The organism is Nocardioides sp. zg-1230 (assembly GCF_013155335.1).
Taxonomy (GTDB): Bacteria; Actinomycetota; Actinomycetes; order Propionibacteriales; family Nocardioidaceae; genus Nocardioides.
The window spans coordinates 577,094-597,409 of record NZ_JABJQZ010000001.1 but is presented as its reverse complement, the minus strand read 5'-3'; the positions used below and the strand labels follow the sequence as shown (position 1 = coordinate 597,409).

General features: G+C 72.4%; 20 protein-coding genes and 1 pseudogene. 9 read left to right on the top strand and 12 right to left on the bottom strand.

What is annotated here, in order from left to right; all coding sequences use genetic code 11:
- Positions 1 to 2: 2 nt before the first annotated feature.
- Together HOO61_RS02925 and HOO61_RS02920 are read right to left on the bottom strand one after the other, a co-directional pair.
- On the bottom strand, positions 3 to 674 hold the full coding sequence (locus tag HOO61_RS02925) for a hypothetical protein (protein WP_172256758.1): 672 nt from the start codon (positions 672 to 674) through the stop codon (positions 3 to 5).
- 85 nt (positions 675 to 759) lie between these two features.
- The gene (locus tag HOO61_RS02920) at positions 760 to 1,215 is read right to left on the bottom strand and encodes a hypothetical protein (protein ID WP_172256756.1); all 456 of its coding nucleotides are present in this window, start codon (positions 1,213 to 1,215) and stop codon (positions 760 to 762) included.
- 175 nt (positions 1,216 to 1,390) lie between these two features.
- Between HOO61_RS02920 and hutH the strand changes: the two genes are divergently transcribed.
- The 3 genes from hutH (at position 1,391) to HOO61_RS02905 (ending at position 5,875) form a co-directional block, all read left to right on the top strand.
- Positions 1,391 to 2,944, top strand: a complete 1,554-nt coding sequence (hutH, locus tag HOO61_RS02915; protein ID WP_172256754.1) for a histidine ammonia-lyase — start codon at positions 1,391 to 1,393, stop codon at positions 2,942 to 2,944.
- Positions 2,941 to 4,632, top strand: a complete 1,692-nt coding sequence (hutU, locus tag HOO61_RS02910) for a urocanate hydratase (RefSeq protein WP_172256752.1) — start codon at positions 2,941 to 2,943, stop codon at positions 4,630 to 4,632. Before hutH ends, hutU begins: the two co-directional genes overlap by 4 nt.
- Before the next feature lie 103 nt (positions 4,633 to 4,735).
- Entirely contained in the window at positions 4,736 to 5,875 is a 1,140-nt protein-coding gene (locus HOO61_RS02905; protein ID WP_172256750.1) for a M14 family zinc carboxypeptidase, read from the top strand.
- 126 nt (positions 5,876 to 6,001) lie between these two features.
- Here HOO61_RS02905 and HOO61_RS02900 read toward each other — a convergent pair whose 3' ends face one another.
- Positions 6,002 to 7,291: an aminoglycoside phosphotransferase family protein gene (locus HOO61_RS02900; RefSeq protein WP_172256748.1), complete on the bottom strand. Its 1,290-nt coding sequence runs from the start codon at positions 7,289 to 7,291 to the stop codon at positions 6,002 to 6,004.
- 101 nt (positions 7,292 to 7,392) lie between these two features.
- On the opposite strand from HOO61_RS02900, the gene HOO61_RS02895 reads away from it, so the two are divergent.
- Positions 7,393 to 8,421, top strand: coding sequence for a M48 family metallopeptidase (locus tag HOO61_RS02895; RefSeq protein ID WP_172256746.1), 1,029 nt, complete (start codon positions 7,393 to 7,395; stop codon positions 8,419 to 8,421).
- A gap of 97 nt (positions 8,422 to 8,518) precedes the next feature.
- Here the strand turns inward: HOO61_RS02895 and HOO61_RS02890 are convergent, their stop codons facing one another.
- From HOO61_RS02890 to HOO61_RS02865, 6 genes are all read right to left on the bottom strand, one after another.
- Entirely contained in the window at positions 8,519 to 8,662 is a 144-nt protein-coding gene (locus HOO61_RS02890; protein WP_165355940.1) for a hypothetical protein, read from the bottom strand.
- A 150-nt stretch (positions 8,663 to 8,812) separates the two neighbouring features.
- Positions 8,813 to 9,682 (bottom strand): CoA ester lyase, encoded by an 870-nt coding sequence (locus HOO61_RS02885; protein WP_172256744.1) that lies wholly within the window; start codon positions 9,680 to 9,682, stop codon positions 8,813 to 8,815.
- 1 nt (position 9,683) lies between these two features.
- Entirely contained in the window at positions 9,684 to 10,766 is a 1,083-nt protein-coding gene (locus HOO61_RS02880) for a CoA ester lyase (RefSeq protein ID WP_172256742.1), read from the bottom strand.
- Between the two features lie 60 nt (positions 10,767 to 10,826).
- Complete coding sequence (locus HOO61_RS02875; RefSeq protein WP_172256740.1) at positions 10,827 to 11,183, bottom strand: hypothetical protein; 357 nt, start codon at positions 11,181 to 11,183, stop codon at positions 10,827 to 10,829.
- Positions 11,184 to 11,273: 90 nt separating this feature from the next.
- A complete protein-coding gene (locus tag HOO61_RS02870) occupies positions 11,274 to 12,371 on the bottom strand; it encodes a class I SAM-dependent methyltransferase (protein WP_172256738.1) in 1,098 nt (365 codons plus the stop codon).
- Between the two features lie 109 nt (positions 12,372 to 12,480).
- The gene (locus HOO61_RS02865; protein ID WP_172256736.1) at positions 12,481 to 14,088 is read right to left on the bottom strand and encodes a helix-turn-helix transcriptional regulator; all 1,608 of its coding nucleotides are present in this window, start codon (positions 14,086 to 14,088) and stop codon (positions 12,481 to 12,483) included.
- Positions 14,089 to 14,202: 114 nt separating this feature from the next.
- On the opposite strand from HOO61_RS02865, the pseudogene ndhC reads away from it, so the two are divergent.
- Positions 14,203 to 14,481, top strand: a pseudogene (gene ndhC, locus HOO61_RS02860) (NADH-quinone oxidoreductase subunit A); the annotation flags it as partial.
- Between the two features lie 13 nt (positions 14,482 to 14,494).
- Here the strand turns inward: ndhC and HOO61_RS02855 are convergent.
- The gene (locus HOO61_RS02855; protein ID WP_172256734.1) at positions 14,495 to 15,061 is read right to left on the bottom strand and encodes a DUF1992 domain-containing protein; all 567 of its coding nucleotides are present in this window, start codon (positions 15,059 to 15,061) and stop codon (positions 14,495 to 14,497) included.
- A gap of 145 nt (positions 15,062 to 15,206) precedes the next feature.
- On the opposite strand from HOO61_RS02855, the gene HOO61_RS02850 reads away from it, so the two are divergent.
- The 3 genes from HOO61_RS02850 to HOO61_RS02840 are packed head-to-tail and all read left to right on the top strand — an operon-like array spanning position 15,207 to position 16,968.
- Positions 15,207 to 15,458, top strand: coding sequence for a PspC domain-containing protein (locus HOO61_RS02850; RefSeq protein WP_172256732.1), 252 nt, complete (start codon positions 15,207 to 15,209; stop codon positions 15,456 to 15,458).
- Positions 15,459 to 15,516: 58 nt separating this feature from the next.
- On the top strand, positions 15,517 to 16,146 hold the full coding sequence (locus tag HOO61_RS02845) for a maleylpyruvate isomerase family mycothiol-dependent enzyme (RefSeq protein ID WP_172256730.1): 630 nt from the start codon (positions 15,517 to 15,519) through the stop codon (positions 16,144 to 16,146).
- A gap of 51 nt (positions 16,147 to 16,197) precedes the next feature.
- Complete coding sequence (locus HOO61_RS02840) at positions 16,198 to 16,968, top strand: DUF427 domain-containing protein (RefSeq protein ID WP_216658527.1); 771 nt, start codon at positions 16,198 to 16,200, stop codon at positions 16,966 to 16,968.
- 122 nt (positions 16,969 to 17,090) lie between these two features.
- Here the strand turns inward: HOO61_RS02840 and HOO61_RS02835 are convergent, their stop codons facing one another.
- Positions 17,091 to 18,572, bottom strand: coding sequence for an MFS transporter (locus HOO61_RS02835; protein WP_172256726.1), 1,482 nt, complete (start codon positions 18,570 to 18,572; stop codon positions 17,091 to 17,093).
- A gap of 61 nt (positions 18,573 to 18,633) precedes the next feature.
- On the bottom strand, positions 18,634 to 19,968 hold the full coding sequence (locus HOO61_RS02830; protein ID WP_172256724.1) for a M20/M25/M40 family metallo-hydrolase: 1,335 nt from the start codon (positions 19,966 to 19,968) through the stop codon (positions 18,634 to 18,636).
- A 134-nt stretch (positions 19,969 to 20,102) separates the two neighbouring features.
- On the opposite strand from HOO61_RS02830, the gene HOO61_RS02825 reads away from it, so the two are divergent.
- Positions 20,103 to 20,243, top strand: coding sequence for a hypothetical protein (locus HOO61_RS02825; RefSeq protein ID WP_172256722.1), 141 nt, complete (start codon positions 20,103 to 20,105; stop codon positions 20,241 to 20,243).
- Positions 20,244 to 20,316: the final 73 nt, after the last annotated feature.

Genomic DNA, 20,316 nt, shown 5'->3' with positions numbered 1-20,316 from the left:
GCTCAGGACTTGTCGGAGCCCTTGCTGAACCAGCCGCCGCCACCGTCGGTCTGCTCGATCGGCTTGCCGGGCATCTCGTTGGCACCGGGCGTGCGGCGCGGGAGGAGCGGGGCCCTGCCGTCCCGGGTGCCGTCCTGCGCGCTCTCGGCAGCGGGCTGCTCGGCGGCCGGCTCGTGGGCGGGCGCCTCGGCGGCGGGGTGATCGGCGGCGGGCTGCTCGACGGCAGCGGGCTCCTCGGCAGGCTGCTCGGCCTGCTGGGTGGTCTGCTGGGTGTTCGCGGCCTCGACCTCCGACGGCGGGGTCGGGGTCTGGTCGGTCGTGCCGGGCACCTGCGGGGCGTAGTCGTCGGCCTTGTGGTCGACGCGCGGGTCGATCCGGTCGGCCGCGCGGACCTGGCCCTCGTGCGTCGCCTCGATCTGCTGGGCCGCGATCCGGGCTTCCTGTGCCTCCGCCTCGGCCTTGGCGGCGGCGGCGCGGGCCTGCTCGGCCTCGGCCTCCGCGGCCGCCGCGCGCTCCTGGGCCGGGGCGATCGTGGACTGCGCCTGCGTCGCGGCCTGCGCCCGGAGCTGTTCGGCGCGGGCGACGTTGGCCTCGCGGTTCTTCTTCCGGACGAGGAACGCCGCGACAGCGATCACGACGGCGATGATGACGAGGACGATGATGAGCGTGGTCACGGGGCTTCCTCTTTCACGGGACAGGGACGGCCAGTCTTCCAGTAGTGGCCGTCCCTGTCCTGCGTTGCGTCCCGGGGCGTGCCGGTCAGGCCCGGTGCGTGCCCTCGGTCCCGTCGGTGCGGCGAGCGTCATCGGCGTCGAGCACCGTGTCGGGGTCGTGGCTGTCGGTGCGATGGTCGTGCGCGGCCGTGCCCGGGGCGTAGTCGTCGGACGAGGTGTCGACGCGCGGGTCGACCTCGTCGGCCGTCCGCAGCCGGTCCTCGTGCACCGCCTGCTGCTGGGTGGCGGCCACCTGTGCCTCGCGGGCCTTCGCCTGGGCGCGTTCGGCCTCGAGCCGGGCGCGCTCCGCCTCGGCCTCGGCCTCCTTCGCCCGCACCTGGGTCTCCGGGATCTGGGTCGCGTGCTCGTGAGCCTCGCTGCGCAGCTGCTCGGCGTGCTCGTGCTGCTTCTTCTTGCGCTGCTGGGCGACCAGCCAGGCGGCGAGCGCCGCCACGACCAGCACCACGACCAGCACGATGATCCACGTCGTCGCGTCGTCCATGGGGGACCTCCTTGTTCCGGGCTCTGTTGTTGCGGTCTGTTCCCGCCCCCCACCGTGCCATGGGCCGGACCTGTCCGGTGTCCTCCGTACGGGTGAGTGGCGCTGTCTCGGATGCGAGACTGGACTTGCGCGTCCGCCTCTGGTGACTGCCCCGTCGCGGGCGTTGGATGGGGGCATGCAGACCATCCATGTCGGGGTCGGTCCCGTCTCGTTCGACGACCTCCTCAGCGTCGCCCGTGGGGGCGCCCGCGTCTCGCTCACCGACGACGCGCTGGCCGCGATCGACCGCGCCCGGGGCGTGGTCGAGACGCTCGCCGCCGCCGAGACGCCGGCGTACGGCGTCAGCACCGGCTTCGGAGCGCTCGCCACGCGCCACATCCCCACCGAGATGCGTGCCCAGCTGCAGCGCTCGCTCGTCCGGTCCCACGCCGCCGGCTCCGGGCCCGAGGTGGAGCGCGAGGTGGTGCGTGCGCTCATGCTGCTGCGGCTCTCGACGCTCGCGACGGGCCACACCGGCGTACGCCGCGGGACCGCGCAGCTGATGGCCGACCTGCTGTCCCACGGCATCACGCCGGTGGTGCGCGAGTACGGCTCGCTCGGCTGCTCGGGCGACCTGGCGCCGCTGTCGCACTGCGCGCTGGCGCTGATGGGCGAGGGCGAGGTCCGTGACGCCGACGGCACCTTGATGCCGGCCGCCGAGGCCCTCGCGGCAGCCGGGCTGGAGCCGGTCGAGCTGGTCGCCAAGGAGGGGCTCGCGCTCATCAACGGCACCGACGGGATGCTGGGCATGCTCGTCATGGCGATCGCCGACCTGCGCATGCTGCTGCGCACCGCCGACGTCGCCGCGGCGATGAGCGTCGAGGCACAGCTCGGCACCGACCGGGTCTTCGCCCCCGAGCTGCAGGACATCCGCCCCCACCCCGGCCAGGCGCAGTCGGCGGCCAACCTCACCGCGCTGATGGCCGGCTCGACGATCGTCGCCTCGCACCGCACCGGGCCGGACAACACGGTGGAGTGCAACAAGGTCCAGGACGCCTACTCGCTGCGTTGCTCGCCGCAGGTGCACGGTGCCGCCCGCGACACGGTCGAGCACGCCGCGACCGTCGCCGGGCGCGAGCTCGCCAGCGCGATCGACAACCCGGTCGTGATCGGTGACCGCGTCGAGTCCAACGGCAACTTCCACGGCGCACCGGTCGGCTACGTGCTCGACTTCCTGGCGATCGTCGCCGCCGACGTCGCCTCGATCAGCGAGCGGCGTACCGACCGCTTCCTCGACCGGGCGCGCAGCCACGGGCTGCCGCCGTTCCTCGCCGCAGACCCCGGGGTCGACAGCGGGCACATGATCGCGCAGTACACCCAGGCGTCGATCGTGTCCGAGCTCAAGCGCCTCGCCGTCCCGGCCTCCGTCGACTCGATCCCCTCCAGCGCCATGCAGGAGGACCACGTCTCGATGGGCTGGAACGCCGCCCGCAAGCTGCGCCGGTCCGTCGACGGGCTGTCGCGCGTGGTCGCGGTCGAGGTGCTCACCGCGGCCCGGGCCCTCGACCTGCGCGCCCCACTCTCCCCGTCGCCCGCGACGGGCGCGGTCGTCGGCCTGCTTCGCAGCAACGGCATCGAGGGCCCCGGCCCCGACCGCCACCTCTCGCCCGAGATCGAGGCCGCCGTCGGCCTCGTCCAGTCCGGCGCGGTCCTCGCCGCCGTCGAGTCCGTGATCGGAGAACTCCAGTGACCTCGTCCAACCCCCGCCTGCCCATCCACGCCGCGCACGGCACCGAGCTGACCGCGAAGTCGTGGCAGACCGAGGCGCCGCTGCGGATGCTGATGAACAACCTCGACCCCGACAACGCCGAGCGCCCCGAGGACCTCGTCGTCTACGGCGGCACCGGCAAGGCCGCGCGCAGCTGGGAGGCGTACGACGCCCTCGTCCGCACCCTGCGCGACCTCGAGGACGACGAGACGCTGCTCGTGCAGTCGGGCAAGCCGGTCGGCGTGATGCGCACCCACGTGTGGGCGCCGCGCGTGCTCATCGCCAACTCCAACCTCGTGGGCGACTGGGCCGACTGGGAGGAGTTCCGCCGGCTCGAGGACCTCGGGCTGACGATGTACGGCCAGATGACGGCCGGCTCGTGGATCTACATCGGCACGCAGGGCATCCTGCAGGGCACCTTCGAGACCTTCGCCGCGGTCGCCGACAAGAGGTTCGGCGGCACCCTCGCCGGAACGATCACCGTGACCGCCGGCCTCGGCGGCATGGGCGGCGCCCAGCCCCTCGCCGTGACGATGAACGACGGCGTCGCGATCTGCGTCGAGTGCGACCAGCACCGCATCGACCGCCGGCTCGAGACCCGCTACCTCGACGTCCAGGCCCGCGACCTCGACCACGCGATCGAGCTCGCGCTGGAGGCGCGCGACGCGCGCCGCGGCCTGTCGATCGGCCTGCTCGGCAACGCCGCCGAGGTGCTGCCCGAGATCCTCGAGCGCCACCTCGACGGCTCCGTCCGGATCGACGTCGTCACCGACCAGACCTCGGCGCACGACCCGCTGTTCTACCTCCCCGCGGGGACGGCGTACGACGACTGGGAGCGCGAGCGCACGGAGGACCCGCGCGGCTTCACCAAGCGCGCACAGGAGTCGATGGCGACCCACGTGCGCGCGATGGTGGAGCTGCAAGACGCCGGCGCCGAGGTCTTCGACTACGGCAACTCCATCCGCGACGAGGCCCGCAAGGGCGGCTACGACCGGGCGTTCGAGTTCCCCGGCTTCGTGCCGGCGTACATCCGACCGCTCTTCTGCGAGGGCAAGGGCCCCTTCCGCTGGGCCGCGCTCTCCGGTGACCCCGCCGACATCGCGGCGACCGACCGCGCCATCAAGGAGCTGTTCCCGGCCCACGACAAGCCGGAGTACGCCCGCCTCCACACGTGGCTCGACATGGCCGCCGAGCGCGTGCAGTTCCAGGGCCTGCCGGCCCGGATCTGCTGGCTCGGGTACGGCGACCGCGCCAAGGCGGGAGCGAAGTTCAACGAGATGGTCGCCAGCGGCGAGCTCTCGGCGCCGATCGTCATCGGCCGCGACCACCTCGACTGCGGCTCCGTCGCCTCGCCCTACCGCGAGACCGAGGCGATGCTCGACGGCTCGGACGCCATCGCCGACTGGGCCATCCTCAACGCGCTCGTCAACACCGCCTCCGGCGCGACGTGGGTGTCGTTCCACCACGGTGGCGGCGTCGGCATCGGCCGTTCGCTGCACGCGGGGCAGGTCACGGTCGCCGACGGCACCGAGCTCGCGGCGGAGAAGATCCAGCGGGTGCTGACCAACGACCCAGGCATGGGCGTCATCCGCCACGTCGACGCGGGCTACGACCGCGCGATCGAGGTCGCCGAGGAGCGCGGCGTCCGGGTGCCCATGCGGGAGGAGTGAGGCGGCCTTCGCCCGTAGAGGGGTGACCGGCCGGTAGCCGTTGACACCCCCCGGGGGTGGTGCGTGGATGGACCGCGAGACCACCTATCGGGAGGACAGGCTCATGCAACGATCCCTCACCAGGCGCACCCGGACGTGCGCCCTCGCCGCGGCAGCCCTCGCACTGGCAGCCGCGGGAACCATGGGACCGGCCGCCGCCGGACCCGACACCACCCCGGGCGGCCCGTGGCCGCAGGGTCCGGAGAACACCAACGCCATCCGCAGCTACGAACAGCTCTGGAGCACCCTCGAGTCCATCGAGAACAGGGCGCAGGGGAGCTTCGACCTCAGTCCGGCGCCGTTGCAGTCGAACACCGGCCGCGACATACCGGTCGTGACGATCGGTGACGGCGACACCGACATCATGTTCGTCGCCAACCAGCACGGCGACGAGTACATCGTGTCCAACGGCATGATCAACGTCGTCCGCGGGCTGGCCGGCGGGTCCGCACAGGCGAAGGCGATCCGAGAAGCGCTCACCGTCACCATCGTCCCGCGCGTCAACGTCGACGGCTTCGACGCCGACGTGGTCGACCTGGCCGGCAACACCACGCCCTGGCGGCAGAACTTCGACACCTCGTGCCCGGCCTTCTGCGAGTTCTACCAGTCGGGTCGCGGCTACGACATCAACCGCTACCACTCCTACTCCGAGAGCGCGTACGACCACCCGTACCAGCCCGGACCGGACACCAACAACCCGGTGCCCGAGGCGATCGCGATGCGGCTGCTCTGGGACGAGCGGCAGCCCCGACTCGTGGTGGACTTCCACCACCAGGGGACCTACGTCGACGAGGACGGCCGCATGATCACCGGCTCGGTGATGTGGCCCAACGCCGAGGCGGAGGCCGAGGCCCTGGGCATCAGCGAGGAGTTCGCCGGCGTCGTGACCGACTCCAAGCGGGTGGTCTCGGAGATGCTCGACGCCCTCGAGGGCAAGGGCTACGCCAACATCACGCGCTACCCGAGCACCCCGTTCCCGGGCATCGCCCGCAACGCCTACGGCCTTCTCGGCTCGGCTTCGGTGCTCTACGAGGCCCGCGGTGACATGGGCCAGGCCAGCAGCGGCATGATCGCGAAGCAGACCGAGGTGGCCGGCACGGCGATCCTCGAGGCCGCGGCCGACGGGTCGCTGTGGACCCGCGACACGGTGCCCGCCGACACCATCCGCGAGCGCGGGCCCTACGTCCCCGACCCGCACGGCTGACCGACCGCCGCACGTGCGGCGGAAGTGGCCCCCGGATCGGCGTATCGAGGGCCAGATCCGCCGCACGTGCGCCGATGGTGGGCGTCCGAGCCCGGGCAGAGCAAGCAGTCCGACGAGCTCGAGCGATCAGCGGACCACGTCGAGCAGCGCGCTCGTGAGCCGGGCGACGGTCCCGGTGAAGTCACCGGAACCGTCCTCGGACGCTGCCGCGATGTGGGCGAAGGTGACGGTCTGGAAGACGAGGTCGGCCAGGGGTGCGAGCTCGAGCGCGTGGTCGACGTCGGCCTGCGGGAAGGCCTCGCGCCACGGCCGCGCGTGCGCCTGCATCACCCGCTCCGCCTCGCCCTCGCCGGTCCCGTACCAGTCGAGGACGCGGGCCAGGTGGCTGCCGTCGAGGAACGGGTGGCTCACGCACGCGTCCGTCCAGTCGAAGATCCGCACCTCGCGCTCGTCGTAGGCGACGTTGCCGGGGTGGAGGTCGCCGTGGGAGAGCGTGTCGGGGATCCCGCACCCCCAGAACTCGCGCACCAGCGCCTCGGCGCGGGCGGTGGCGGTGGGCAGCTCCTGCCGCTCGGCGTCGGTGAGCAGCGCCATCTCCGGGCTGGTGGCCAGGACGTCGTGCCACGCCGCGAGCATGGCCTCCAGGCCACGCTCGGGACAGCCCGCCGCGCGCAGCTCGTCGAGCCACTCGAGTGCTGCGATCTGGGCCTGCGCCCACAGCGGCGCCACCACGTCGACCGCGCCCGGGGCCCGGTCGCGGTCGGAGGCGCCGTGCAGCGGCTCCATGAGCAGCCAGCCGGCTTCGTCGTCCGCCCCCGCCAGCACCGGCACCAGGTGGCCGATCCTCGCGGCGAGGCGGTGCACGATGGCCGCCTCGGCGATGAAGTGGTCGCAGCACGCCTTGAACCACAGCGTGCCGCGGTCGGTCGGCACCTCGAGCACGGCGGAGATGCCCCAGACCCGATGGGTGCGGAGCGGACCGATCCGACGACGCCCGGTCGCGGTCAGCTGCCCGTCCACCCACGTCTCGACGCGGTCGTGCCAGCCCGGGCGGAACCAGTCCGGTCGTCGCGGCGGGGCGTCGCCGGCGTACTCCTCGAGCGCCGTCCGCACCGGCGTCCGCCACGGCTCGGCGAGGTCGTCGACCGGGCGCCACGACGTGCCAGCGGGTACGGCGCCTCGTAGCGCGAGGACGTGCAACCGGTCGGGCCGTACGTCGTCGTCCTCCTGCGGCAGCACCACGACCGGGGCCAGGTGCACCCCGTCGCCGACCAGCGTGGTGGCGTACGCCGTCGGCTCGGGTGCGGCGTCGTCCGCCAGGTCCTGCACGAAGCTCGGCAGAGACCCGTCCCCGGCCACCAGGACGGTCTCGTCGCGGACGAGGGCGACGTGGTGCGTGCGCTTCGAGCCGGCCATGCGGAGAATGATGGCCGCGGGACGGCCGATCGGCACACTGATTTCGACGGGGTCCGGGCGAACCCGCGACACGACGCGGTCGCGTAGGTCAGGATCCCTCCATGGCATCGGGGGAGAAGAAGCCGGCGCGTGCGCGCGTCGTGCTCACGGACATCAGCTCGCGGGCGTGGGAGCACCCCGCCGACAAGGGCGCACTGGTCGCACTGCGCAAGCTCAAGGGCTTCGACGTGCTGCTCAAGACCATGTCGGGGGTGTTCCGCGAGCGGGCCTGGCGGCTGACGCTGCTCGGCTCGGCCGTGCGCGTCGACGAGCGGCAGTTCGCACGCCTGCACCGGCTGCTCGCGGAGGTGGGGCGGAGCCTCGACGTCAGCGACCTGCCGGAGCTCTACGTCCAGGCCGACCCGACGCTCACCGCAGTCACGGTCGGCATGGACCGGCCGATCATCGTGCTGTCCTCGGGACTGGTGCACCACCTCGACGACGACGAGCTCCGTTTCGTCATCGGTCACGAGCTCGGCCACGCGGTCAGCGGCCACGCCGTCTACCGCACGCTGCTGCTCCGGCTCCTCGGCCTCGGCGGCCTGCTCAGCTCCATCCCCGGCGGGGCGATCGGCATCCGGATGATCACCGTCGGGCTGCTGGAGTGGTCGCGCAAGGCCGAGCTGTCCGCCGACCGCGCGGGCCTGCTGGCCAGCCAGGACCCGACCGCGGCGCTGCGCACCCACATGAAGCTCGCGAGCGGCGGCACCCTTGAGGAGCTCGACGTCACGTCGTTCCTGTCCCAGGGCGCGGAGTACGACGAGGGCGGCGACGTCCGGGAGTCCCTCATCAAGCTCTCGCTGCTCCAGCAGCAGAGCCACCCGTTCGCAGTCGTCCGCGCGACCGAGCTGCGGCGCTGGATCGACTCGGGCGCCTACACGAGGATCCTCGGCGGCGACTACCCGCGCCGTGCCGACGACGACACCGCCTCGGTCAGCGACGCCGCCCAGGAGGCCGCCGCCAGCTACACCGCTGCGTTCGAGCGGACCCAGGACACCCTGGGCAAGCTGGTCCACGACCTCGCGGGCTGGATGGGAACCGCGACCACCTGGCTCAACGAACGCATCCGCCGGGCCAACGAGAGCGCCTGAGACGACCCGGCCCGAGACGACCCGGCTGGTCCCGGACGCAGCAGGGCCTCGGACACCACTGGTGTCCGAGGCCCGATCGCCAGGTGTGGCGAAGCCGCTACCAGACCCGTCGGCTGGACCCGCCGATCGGCACGAAGTTCAGGACCAGGCCGACCACGATCAGGATGATGCCGATGGTGGTCAGGATGCTCTGGGGGAGCAGGAGGCCGAGGATGAGAAGGATCAGTCCGAGGACAATCATGGGTGTCTCCTAGGTGGTGCGGGGGGGTTGCGGCCCACCCACGGTGGGCGGGCCGGATCACTCTGGCGGTCCCCTCCGCCTTTCGCAAAGTCAGAACCCTCCCTGCGGGTGAAGTGCTGTCCATGCTCTGTCCACCCCGTCGGGTGGGGGTCAGGCGGTGCCGAGCGCCCGGATCGCCTCGTCGATCGCCAGGGTGCGCCGAGCCGACTCGACGTGCAGGTTCTCCACCATCTTGCCGTTGTACGTCACCACGCCGGCGCCCTTCCCGTCCTCGAACGCCGCGATCAGGCCACGTGCGTCCTCGACGGCCTGCTCGCTGGGCGCGAAGGCGCGGTTGGCGCCCTCGACCTGGCCGGGGTGGATGAGGGTCTTGCCGTCGAACCCCATCTGCCGGCCCTGCTCACACTCAGCGAGGAAGCCCTCGGTGTCCTTGACGTCGTTGTAGACGCCGTCGATGACGGCGATGCCCGCTGCCCGACCGGCGAGGAGCGCGGTGTGGAGGCTGGGCAGGATGGGGGCACGGCCCGGCACGTGCTCGGCGTACAGCTCCTTGACCAGGTCGTTGGTGCCGAGGACGAAGGCGCCGATCCGCCCCGATGCGCGCGCGATGGCGAGGGCGTCGAGGATCGCGACGGGGGTCTCGACCATCGCCCAGAGACGGGTGTGGTCGGGAGCGCCGGCCTTGTCCATCGCCGCGACGAGGCGCGCGACGTCGTCGGCGCTGTCGACCTTGGGCACGACGATCGCGGCCGGACCGGCCTGGCTGGCGGCGACGATGTCGTCGTCGTGCCACTCGGTGCCGAGGCCGTTGACGCGGATGGTGACCGTACGTCGACCGTAGTCGCCGCTGGCGGCAGCGGCGGCCGCCGCCTCACGAGCGGCCGGCTTGGCGTCGGGCGCGACGGCGTCCTCGAGGTCGAGGATGAGGCCGTCGCAGGCGATCGACTTGGCCTTCTCCAGGGCCCGCTCGTTGGAGCTGGGCATGTAGAGGACGGAGCGGAGCGGGGTGAACTCGGTCATCTCAGGCCTCCAGCTCGATGGCGTCGTACTGCTTCTTCAGCTCCGGGTCGATGGCGGCCAGCTCGTCGGCCAGCGCGACCATGACCTGGCACTGCTTGACCGAGGCGTCGTCCTCCATCTTGCCGTCGATCATCACCGCGCCGGTGCCGTCGCCCATCGCGGCGATGACGCGCCGCGCGTGCGCGACGTCCTCGACGCTGGGGGAGAACACCTTGTTGGCGATCGTGATCTGCACCGGGTGGAGCGACCAGGCGCCGACGCAGCCGAGGAGGAACGCGTTGCGGAACTGGTCCTCGCACGCGACGGTGTCCTTGATGTCGCCGAACGGCCCGTAGTAGGGGTAGATCCCGTGCATGGCGCACGCGTCGACCATCCGGGCGACCGTGTAGTGCCACAGGTCCTGCTGGTACGACGTGCGCTGGGCGTCGTACTGCGGCACCCCGAGGTCGTCCTTCACCGGGTCCTGCCGCACCAGGTAGCCCGGGTGGCCACCGCCGACGCGGGTGGTCTTCATCCGGCGGTCCGCGGCCAGGTCGGCGGGGCCGAGGGACAGGCCCTGCATCCGCGGGCTGGCGGCGCAGATCTCCTCGATGTTGGCCACGCCGCGCGCGGTCTCCAGGATCGCGTGCACGAGGATCGGCCGGTCGAGGCCGGCCTTCGCCTCGAGCTGGGCGAGCAACCGGTCGACGTAGTGGATGTCCTCGGCGCCCTGCACCTTCGGCACCATGATGACGTCGAGCCTGTCGCCGATCGCGGGCACCAGCGTCGTCAGGTCGTCGAGCACCCACGGGCTGTCGAGGGAGTTGATGCGCGTCCAGAACTGGGTCTTGCCGAAGTCTGTCGCCTTGCCGATGTCGACGAGGCCCTGCCGGGACTTCTCCTTGTTCTCCGCCTTGACGGCGTCCTCGAGGTTGCCGAGCAGCACGTCGACCGTGCCGACCATGTCGGGCACCTTGGCGGCCATCTTCTCGTTGCCGGGGTCGAAGAAGTGGATCGCGCGGCTCGGCCGGGCCGGGATCTCGCGCGGGGGCGTCGGCGCGCCGACGGCGAGAGGAGCGAAGAAGTCCTTGGCGGGGCGTGTCATGCGCGCAAACTACCGCCGCGCGTCGGGCGCCGGATATGACGCATGTCTCGCCAGGAGCCGTCAGCCGAGCTCCTCCGCGGCGTCGCTGAACCAGCCGAGCTGGGTCAGCACGGCGTCGTCCACCCGTGCGTCGATGATGCCGAGGTTGTCCACGATCATCCCGGCACGCAGGTGGAGCCGCTGGAACTCCTCGGTGGCCCGCATCGCGGTCAGGCCCTCGGCGGATCCCTTGATGAGCATGAACCCCTGCAGGTCTCCACCGTGGGGGTCGAGCAGGACGGGCTCGAAGCTGTCGATCGAGCCGTCCGCCACGCGTTCGCCGTAGTAGGTCACGGCGTCGTTGAACACGTCGAGCGAGCGCTTCTCGCGGCCCCGCACGGGTTGGCCCCACCCGACGAACAGTGCTGCTTCGGACATCTGCGTCACCTCGTCCCTCCGACGATCTCCGTCACCCACCACGCTAGGCACGGAGGCCCGCCCACGTCATCGCCCAACGATGGGAATCAGTCAGGTGCGGGCCACGAAGTAGGCGTTGAACGGGTCCTCCTCGAGCTCGTGGACGACGACGTCGGAGAAGCCGGCCTCGTGCAGCATCCGCTCCGCGGTCTGCACGCCCCAGACGGTGCCGAGGCCGTCGCCGCCCTGGGCCAGGGAGACCGACATGCAGTGGGAGGTGGAGATCATGTAGAGGAAGCTGGCCCACGGCAGGTCGAGGTTGTCCTCGAGGTTGCTGGAGGCGTTGATGTCGACCATGAGGAACGTGCCGCCGGGTCGCAGCGACGCGTGGACGTTGGCGAGCACGGTCGCCGGGTGGGCCTGGTCGTGGATCGAGTCGAACGCGGTGACGAGGTCGTAGGACCCCGGCTCGGACACGGGGGAGGCCACGTCGCACGCCACGAACGTGGCGTTGCGCAGCCCCCACGCCTTCGCCTCCGCGCGCGCGTCCGTGATCGCCTCGGCGCTGAAGTCGAGACCCCAGAAGCGGCTCTGCGGGAAGGCGCGTGCGAGCAGGTTGATCGCGTGCCCGCGCCCGCAGCCCACGTCGGCGACGTCGATGCCCGCCCCCAGTCGATCGGTGACGCCCGCGACGGGGATGACCGTGTCGACCAGCGACCGGTCGTTGACCGCCGCGCTCTCCTCGGCCTGGATGGCGTGGAAGCCGGGGTAGTCGTCGTACGACAGCCCGCCCCCCTCGCGGAAGGCGCGCACCACCTTGGGCTGCACGAGGCCCATGAGCGCGTCGTAGCGCATCATCCGGGTCATGTTGTCCGGCGACGTCCCGGTGAGGAACGCGGTGTGGTCGGGCCGCAGGGCGTACGTGCGGGCGGACGGCTCGTACGTCACGAAGCCGGCGGATGCGATGCCGCCCAGCCACTCGCGGACGTAGCGCTCGTCCAGACCGGCGGCGTCGGCCAGCTGCACAGACGTCACGGGCGGCAGGCCCGCGAGGACGTCGAAGAGCCCGAGCTCGTGGCCGATGCTGGCCAGCGCGCAGATCGCGCCGTCGTTGGCGATCTGCAGCATCCGCTCGGCGACGGCGTCGGATCCTCGGCTGTCCGGTTCGGCATCGGTGGTCGCGGTGGGTGCGGACTCGAGCGTGGTCATGGCGTCCTCCTGGAGTCGGGTGGTGTGTCCCTCGGACGGTAGGAGCGCGGCGGCGTCCGCCGCGTCGGGCAGACACCCCATCTCGGCCCGGCCCCGTGGTGCGTACGGCTCAGGCGAGGTCGTGCTCGCGAGCCCAGGCCGCGGCGGCCGTGCGGGTGCGCACGTCGATCTTGGTGAAGATGTTGGCGAGGTGGCGCCCGACCGTCTTCTCGCTGATCACCAGCGCGGTCGCGACCTCGCGGTTGGTCGCGCCGGCCGCGACCGCGGTCAGCACCTCGACCTCCCGGTCGGTCAGCCCGCACGGCCGGTCCTGGACGGCCGCCAGGCGAGCGACGTCGGGCGCTGCGCCGAGCCGACGGTAGATCGCGAGCGCGGTCGCGGCCGCCGCGTCGGCACGATCGGCCTCGCCCGCCGCCCGGTGGGCGTGCGACAAGGCCTCGTGGACCGAGGCGATGGCGTAGCGGTGACGCTGTTCGCGGTAGACCTCGGCCGCCCGCTCCAGCAGCGATGTCGCGTCGTCCGGTCGACCCTCCGCCATCAGCAGTGCGGCCCGGCCCTGGTCGGCCCGGGCCCGGAGGCCGGGCGTCCCGAACCACGCCGCGGTGTCCTCCAGCTCGGCCACGAGCGTGCGGGCGTATCCCGGCTCGCCCTCCGCCAGCGCCAGGTCGACAGCGGCGAGCAGCATCCGGGCCCGGCCGAGCCGCGTCGCGTCCGCGAGCCCGACCCGCAGGGCGGCGAGGGCGTCGGTGGGTCGCCCCCGGTCGCGGACCAGCAGCGCGGCACCGGGCAGGGCGTCGTGGCCCAGGCTGCGGGCGGTGGCGTACGCCGACGCGGCTCCCGCGGCGTCGCCGCGCAGTCGGCGTACCTCCCCCAACGTGTAGTAGCCCTCACCGGCGAGCCACCCGTGCGCACCGACCAGGTCCGCGCTGCGCGCACCGAGCTCGGCCTCGACCGCCTCCCACGAGCCCTCGGCGACCAGCAGCTGGAGCTCGTGGACGCGCGTGACGTGGGCATACATGAACGTCCGGCCCTGGGGCTCCGCCCACCGGGCCATCGACTCCGTCCAGGCCCGCATCCGGGCGAGGTCGCCGAGCTCGTCGCACAGGTGGACGACCGTGCAGTAGAGGTCGCCGGACCAGAGCGCGTCGACCTGTCCCGCCACGACCGGGAGCATCGCCTCGTCGAGGTCGGAGAAGCCCTCGCGCGTCGCACCGCGGCGTACGGACGCCATCCCCCGTGAGGCCAGGGCGAAGCTGCGGAGCGTGGGATCGCCCAGCTCGTCGGCCAGCTCGGCGATCTGGACGGCCGCCGCCTCGGCAGCGTCGGCGTCGCCGCTGAGGTCCAGGTCGAGGGCCTGCTCGAGGTAGAGCAGGTAACCGTGCAGGACACCACGAGGCAGGCCGGCGATCACCCGGCGCGCGCGGGAGAGCCAGGCCGTCCCCACCGGGACGTCGCCCCTGACGACCCACAGCAACGACAACCGCAGCGCGCAGTCGGCGGCCAGCTCGGCCCGTCCCTCGGCGACCAGGCGGTGGTACAGGTCTTCCGCGACCTCGATCGACTCCGGTCCGTTGCCGATCCACCACGCCGCCTCGGCCAGCAGGCCGAGGTCGCTGGTCGACAGTGCGTCGCGGGCGTCGGCGAGGCCGGAGTGGACGGCGCCCCAGTCGCGTCGGCCCGGGGCCGTTCCCGCCGTCGAGACCGCGTCGGAGGTCATCCGACGAGTGTCGTCCTGCCGGGGGCGACGGGGCAACGACGACGCGATGCTGTTTGTCGCCCTGCTAGGACTGGGGCACTCGCCCTCCACCGAGGAGCGACCCGTGGAGCTCCGGGACCGAAGCGCTACAACCGCGCCCGGCTCGACTCCTACGAGTGCGGCATCCAGCCCGTCTCCGATCCCGGCCGCAACGCCCGCACCATCCCGGTGCGCTACTACACCGTCGCGATGACCTTCATCATCTTCGACGTCGAGATCATGTTCCTGGTGCCGTGGGCGGTGCACTTCGACCAGCTCGGCAGCTTCGGCTACCTCGCCGTGATGCTGTTCATCCTGAACCTCTCGCTCGCCTACGCCTACGAGTGGCGTCGCGGCGGGCTCGACTGGGACTGAAGCTGCGCGTGCCTCAGCGGTTGCGCCGGCGGTTCCACCAGGGCTGCTTGCGCGGCACAGGCCGGTTCGCGGCCAGAGCTGCACGCTGCGCCTCGATCCGGGCGGTACGCCGTTCGCGCCAGGCCGAGACCTCGGCGTCGACGTCGCGGGTGGGGGTCACGACCGGTGGGCCGCCCTGCAGCTGTCGCCGGGTCTCGACCACCCGCCTGTTGAAGTCGTCGAGCTCGCGCCGCACCTCGCTCTCGGCCGTGATGTCGTCGAGCCGGTCGTGGAGCTCGGCGTCCTCCTTGCGCAGGGCGATGGCGGGCGGCAGCAGGGCGATGTTCTCGCGCTCGACGAGCTTCTTGACCCACCAGTCCGGGTCGTGCTCGACGCCGAGGTCCTCGATGGGCTTGCCCTGGCCGGGCAGGTCGTCGAACTCGCCGCGCTCCATCGCCCGGCGTACCTGCAGGTCCACCCAGGTGGCCTGCTGCGCGATGCGGGCGGCTGCGGCGGAGCGGCCGGTGCGGTCGTCGCGCTCGCGCTCCTTGCGGACGGGCTCCACACCGGACTCGTCGGGGGACGGCTCGAGGTCGGACATCACGATCACCTCCGTCCGCCCAGCCTAGGTCGCCCGGGGGAGCCCCGGGCCACGGCTCGGGGTGGGGCAGGGGCTGACCCCGATGGTGCGGCGGCGTGCTGCGAGGCATTCTGGGACCAACACCCGCACCGACCGGAGGAACACCATGGACGACGTACGCGCCTTCTTCGCCCGCAACGGGCTGGTCCGCTCGACGGACCGCGGCATCCTCGGCGGCGTCTGTGCCGGGATCGGTCGCCGGGTCGGCCTCGGCCCCTGGGTCTCGCGCTTGCTCTTCCTCGTGCTGCTGATGGTGCTCCCGGGCAGCCAGTTCCTGGTCTACCCGATCCTGTGGTTCGTCATGCCCGCCGACGACAGCGCCGTTGCGCTCGCCAACCGGCCGCACGCCGGCGGCTGACCCGTCCGGGCGCCACTGTCCGGGCGCCACTGTCCGTGCGCCCTGTCAGGGTGACCGCATGACCGACGTGTGGGAGCTGGTGCACCGTGAGCGCAGGGCGCTCATCGACGACCTGGACGGGCTCACGCCTGAGCAGTGGGAGGTGCCGTCGCTGTGCGGCGGCTGGACGGTGCACGACGTCGCCGCGCACCTCATCGACAACGCGCGGACCACGCGGCTCGGCATCGTGGTCGCCATGGTGCGCGCGCGGTTCGACTTCGACCGCCAGAACGACACCGGGGTCGCGCGTGAGAAGGGCGCGACCCCCGCAGAGACGCTCGATCGGCTGCGGGCGGTGGCGGGACGTCGTACGACTCCTCCCGCGCCCCTCGACAGCCGGCTCGTCGAGGAGGTCGTCCACGGGGAAGACATCCGGCGCCCGCTCGGGTTGCGCCGCGACTACCCGACCGAGACGGTCCAGCGCGCGCTGGCCCACCAGCTCAGGACGTCCGTCGGGCTGGGAGGCGGCAAGCAGCGCGTCGCGCGGCTCCGCCTGGTCGCGACGGACACCGACTGGCGCCACGGCGAGGGGGACGAGGTGCACGGTCCGCTGGTGTCCCTCCTGCTGACGACCTCCGGCCGGTCCGAGGCGCTGGCCGACCTCACCGGTCCCGGGCTGGGCCGCCTCGAGGTGGCGCTCACGAGCTGACGGCGACGACCGTCCATGGCGCGGCGCCCGGAGCGGGAGCACACTGGCGAGATGGTGCGGACCGAGCCGATCGACAAGTGGGTCCGGGGTCGCCTCGCCGGTGAGGTGGTCGTCGAGTCCCGCGAGCCCCTTCTCGTCTGGCAGGGCAGGTTCCCGCCGGTCTACGCCTTCCGGCGCGACGAGGTCGCCGAGGGGGTCCTCGCGCCGACTGACCCGCCCGACCGCGAGGGATTCTCCTTCTTCAGCCCGCAGGTCGCGGTGGTGCAGTGGTACGACCTCGAGGTGGGAGGTCACCTGCTGCCCGCGTCCGCGTGGACTCTGGACGACGAGGCGGTCGCCGACCGCGTCGTGCTGACGTGGGAGCCGGGGCTGCTCGACTGGACGGAGGAGGACGAGCCGGTCACCGGGCACCCGCGCGACCCGCACAAGCGGGTCGAGGCCATCGCGAGCTCGCGCCAGGTGGAGGTGGCCGTCGACGGCGTGACCCTCGCACGCAGCGACCGGCCGGTGCTGCTCTTCGAGACGCACCTCCCGACCCGGTTCTACCTGCCGGTCGAGGACGTCCGGCTCGACCTGATGGAGCCGACCGACAACGTCTCGTACTGCCCGTACAAGGGCCGGACCGACGGCTACTGGAGCTGGCCGGGCCCGCCCGGGATCGCCAACCTCGCATGGTCCTACTCCACACCTGCGCCGGCGGTGGGGACGGTCGCCGGCCGGGTGGCGTTCTACAACGAGCTGGTCGACCTCACCGTCGACGGGGTGCGGCTGGAGCGGCCGGAGTCGGTGTTCAGCTCCCGCGAGCAGCGCCCGGGTGCCTGACCCGCCCTGGGCGGCGCGGGCACGGCCGCCAACGTCTCGGCGTCGACTGATCGCGGCGATGAGTCAGGCACTGCCTGCACTTGTCAGGCCGTGCACGGGCCGACATGTGCAGGGATCCCCGGTCAGCCGGGGATCGCTGAAGATGTCGGCCGGTCGCTGAAGGCGTGCGCCGGAGCCGCGAGCAGCGCGAGCGCGGCGAGGAACGACGCGCCGGCGCAGACGGCCCAGACGGTGAGGTAGCCGCCGAAGGGAGCCACCTGCTCCGACGTGGCGTCGAGCGAGCCGGTCGCGGTGAGCGCGATCGCGAACACGGCCGAGGCGATCGCACCGCCGACGGTCTTGGTGCCGTTGGTCATGCCGGTCGCGATGCCGGTGCGCTCGGGCGGCGCGGCGGCGGCCGCGGCGGCCGGCAGCGCGGCGACCAGCGCACCCGACCCGAGGCCGGCGATGCCCATGTTGACCAGGGCGTGCCACGTCTCGGAGTTGAAGGGCAGCCACAGCAGGTAGCCCAGGCCGACGAGGCAGCACGCGACGACCAGCGCGCGTCGTACGCCGCCGAGCAGCCGCGTCGTCAGCGGCAGGGTGAACGCGCCGATCGCCAACGTCACGACGTAGAGGCCGATCAGCGTGGAGATGAAGGCCGGGTCGGCGCCGAGCCCGTAGCCGCGCTCGGCCGGGTCGGCCTGGGCATAGGTCGACAGCGGGATCTGCCCGCCCAGGACCGGGATGCCGAACAGGAAGGCGGTGACCTGGACGGGCCACTGCGCCGGGCTGGAGAGCAGGCGGACGTCGACGATGGGGTCGGGGTGCTGGAGCTCGAAGCGCCAGAACGCAGCGAACACCACGACGGACAGCGCGATCGTGCCCCAGCCGAGCAGGGAGCCCGCGCCGTCGAGCCGCAGCCACACCAGGCCGCCCATCAGCACGCCGAGGGCGACCGTGACCAGCGCCAGGCCGGTCCAGTCGATGCCACCGGTGTCGTCGCCGGGCGCCTGCTCGATGCCGAAGAGGATGACGAAGAAGACCGCCGTCACCACGACGGCGGGCAGGGCGAGCAGGAGGTTCATGTCGAGGGAGTCGACGAGCAGGCCGCTGCTGAGTGCACCCACGATCACGGCCAGCTCGAGGGATCCGACGAGGATCGCGGCGCCGCGCCGGGTGAGCAGCTCCTGGCGGCCGGAGCGCCGCGTACGGCGGTGGATGATCGCGATCTCCAGCGGCAGCCACACGACGTACGCGCCCTGGATCGCCCAGCCGACGAGGAAGGTCGTGAAGGACGGTGCGAACGCCAACCACCACGAGCCGAGCGCGGTCACGGCGGTCGAGACGAGCAGCACGCGTTTGTGCCCGGACAGGTCACCGAGGCGCGCGAGCAGCGGGATGCAGAGGGCGCTGACGATCAGCTGGGCGGCCTCGAACCAGTTGATGTCGCCCTCGCTGATCGACAGGTGCTCGGCGATCTGCGGGTAGATCGGCGTGTAGTAGCCCTGCAGGATCCCGCTGGCGAACTCCACCAGCACCAGGAAGCCGACGATCGCGGCCAGCCCCTTCACGGCGGTGTGGGCGGGCGGGAGCTGGAGCGGGGTCGGCGGGATCTCGCTCATGCGGGGTCCCTGCGGCGTTGTTCGGAGGAGCGAAGCGGGGGAGAAGAACGTCGTGGGGTGTTCATGCAGGGAGCCTCTCGATCAGCAGCTGGTACCACCGGGCGCCGTCGACGAGGGCGGCCACGCCGATGTGCTCGTCGTAGGAGTGGATCGCCTCGCGCTGCGCCTTGGTCATCCGGAAGGGGGCGAAGCGGTAGACGTGATCGCTGATCGCGGTGAAGTGCCGCGAGTCGGTCGCCGCCATCATCACGTAGGGCGTCGCGACCGCGTCGGGGAAGACGTCGCCGATGCAGGCCTCGAGCAGCTCGAAGGCGTCGTCCATCGGCGAGACCGGCGACGGCTCGCCGGACTCGACCACGTCGATGCGGATCGAGTCGTCGTCGACGGCCTTCCTGATGTGCTCGACGACGCCGGCGACCGTGTCGCCGACCATCACCCGGATGTTGAGGCCGGCCTTCGCGGTCGAGGCGATCACGTTGAGCGCCGGGGACCCGCTGAGCGTGGTGGCCGCGACCGTCGTACGCGTCATGGCCGCGGCCTCCGGGCCCGCCGCGAGCAGCGCCCGCGTGACCACCGGCGCCAGGCGGTCGGCCCGGCCGAGCAGGGGTCGCAGCGGTAGTGGCACGTGCGGCGCCAGGCGGCGCATCAGCTCCAGCGTGGGCGCGGGCGCGGATGCCGGGAAGGGCGACTTCTCGATGCGCAGGATCGCGCGGGCGATGCGGGCCGTGGGGCCGTTGCGCGCGGGTGTCGAGGCGTGCCCGCCGCGCCCCTCGGCCACCAGCTCGAGCGAGGTGGTGCCCTTCTCGGTGACGCCGATGACGCCGAGCGGCGCCTTCACGCCGGGGAAGGCGCCGGCCGCGATCGCGCCACCCTCGTCGAGCACCAGCCACGGGGTGACGCCGCGTCCGCGCAGCACCTCGACGGCCTCGACCGCCGCCGTGCCACTGACCTCCTCGTCGCAGCCGAAGGACAGCCACACGTCCTGCGCGGGCTCGTGCCCGGCCTCGAGCAGCGTCTCGACGGCCGCGCAGATCGCGGCGACGCAGCCCTTGTCGTCGAGGGTGCCGCGACCCCAGATCGCCGGCCCGGTGGGGGAGTCGTGGACCTCGCCGCCGAAGGGGTCGTGCTGCCAGGGCGCGTCCTCGTCGACGGGTACGACGTCGAGGTGGGCCATCAGCACGACCGGGCGCTCGGCGCTCGCGCCCGCCCACCGGAAGAGGAGGCCGTGGCTGCCGACCCGCGTCAGGTCCAGCCGCTCGTGGAGCAGGGGGAACTGCGTCGCCAGCTCGGCCAGCAGCCGGTCGAAGGCGTCGCTGTCGACGCGTGCCGGGTCGCGGTCGGAGACGGTGGGGATGCGGACGAGAGCCTGCAGCGCGGTGACCACGCGGTCGGTCATGCGCCGAACCTAAGGCATGGCCCGGCTCCATGAGGGCGCTCTCACCGACAACTCATCGTCACGTCATGACGCGCGACCAGAGTCCTCCACGTCAGCCGGGGAAGACCCGGACACCGCAACCGAAGGAGGCCACCATGGCCCGATCCGGAATCCTCACCGCCCTCACGCCGGCCGTCCAGGCCCGCCGCGGCGACTCCTCCAGCGACGACGGACGCCGTCGCCGGCGTCGTCGGCGCCGTCGCAACCGCAGCCGGTCGCGCTCGCGCTCCAGCTGAGCGCCGCCCCGCTGCGCCACCACGACGGGTGGGCGGCCCCACCCCCGGGCCGCCCACCCGTCCCGCTCGTCGC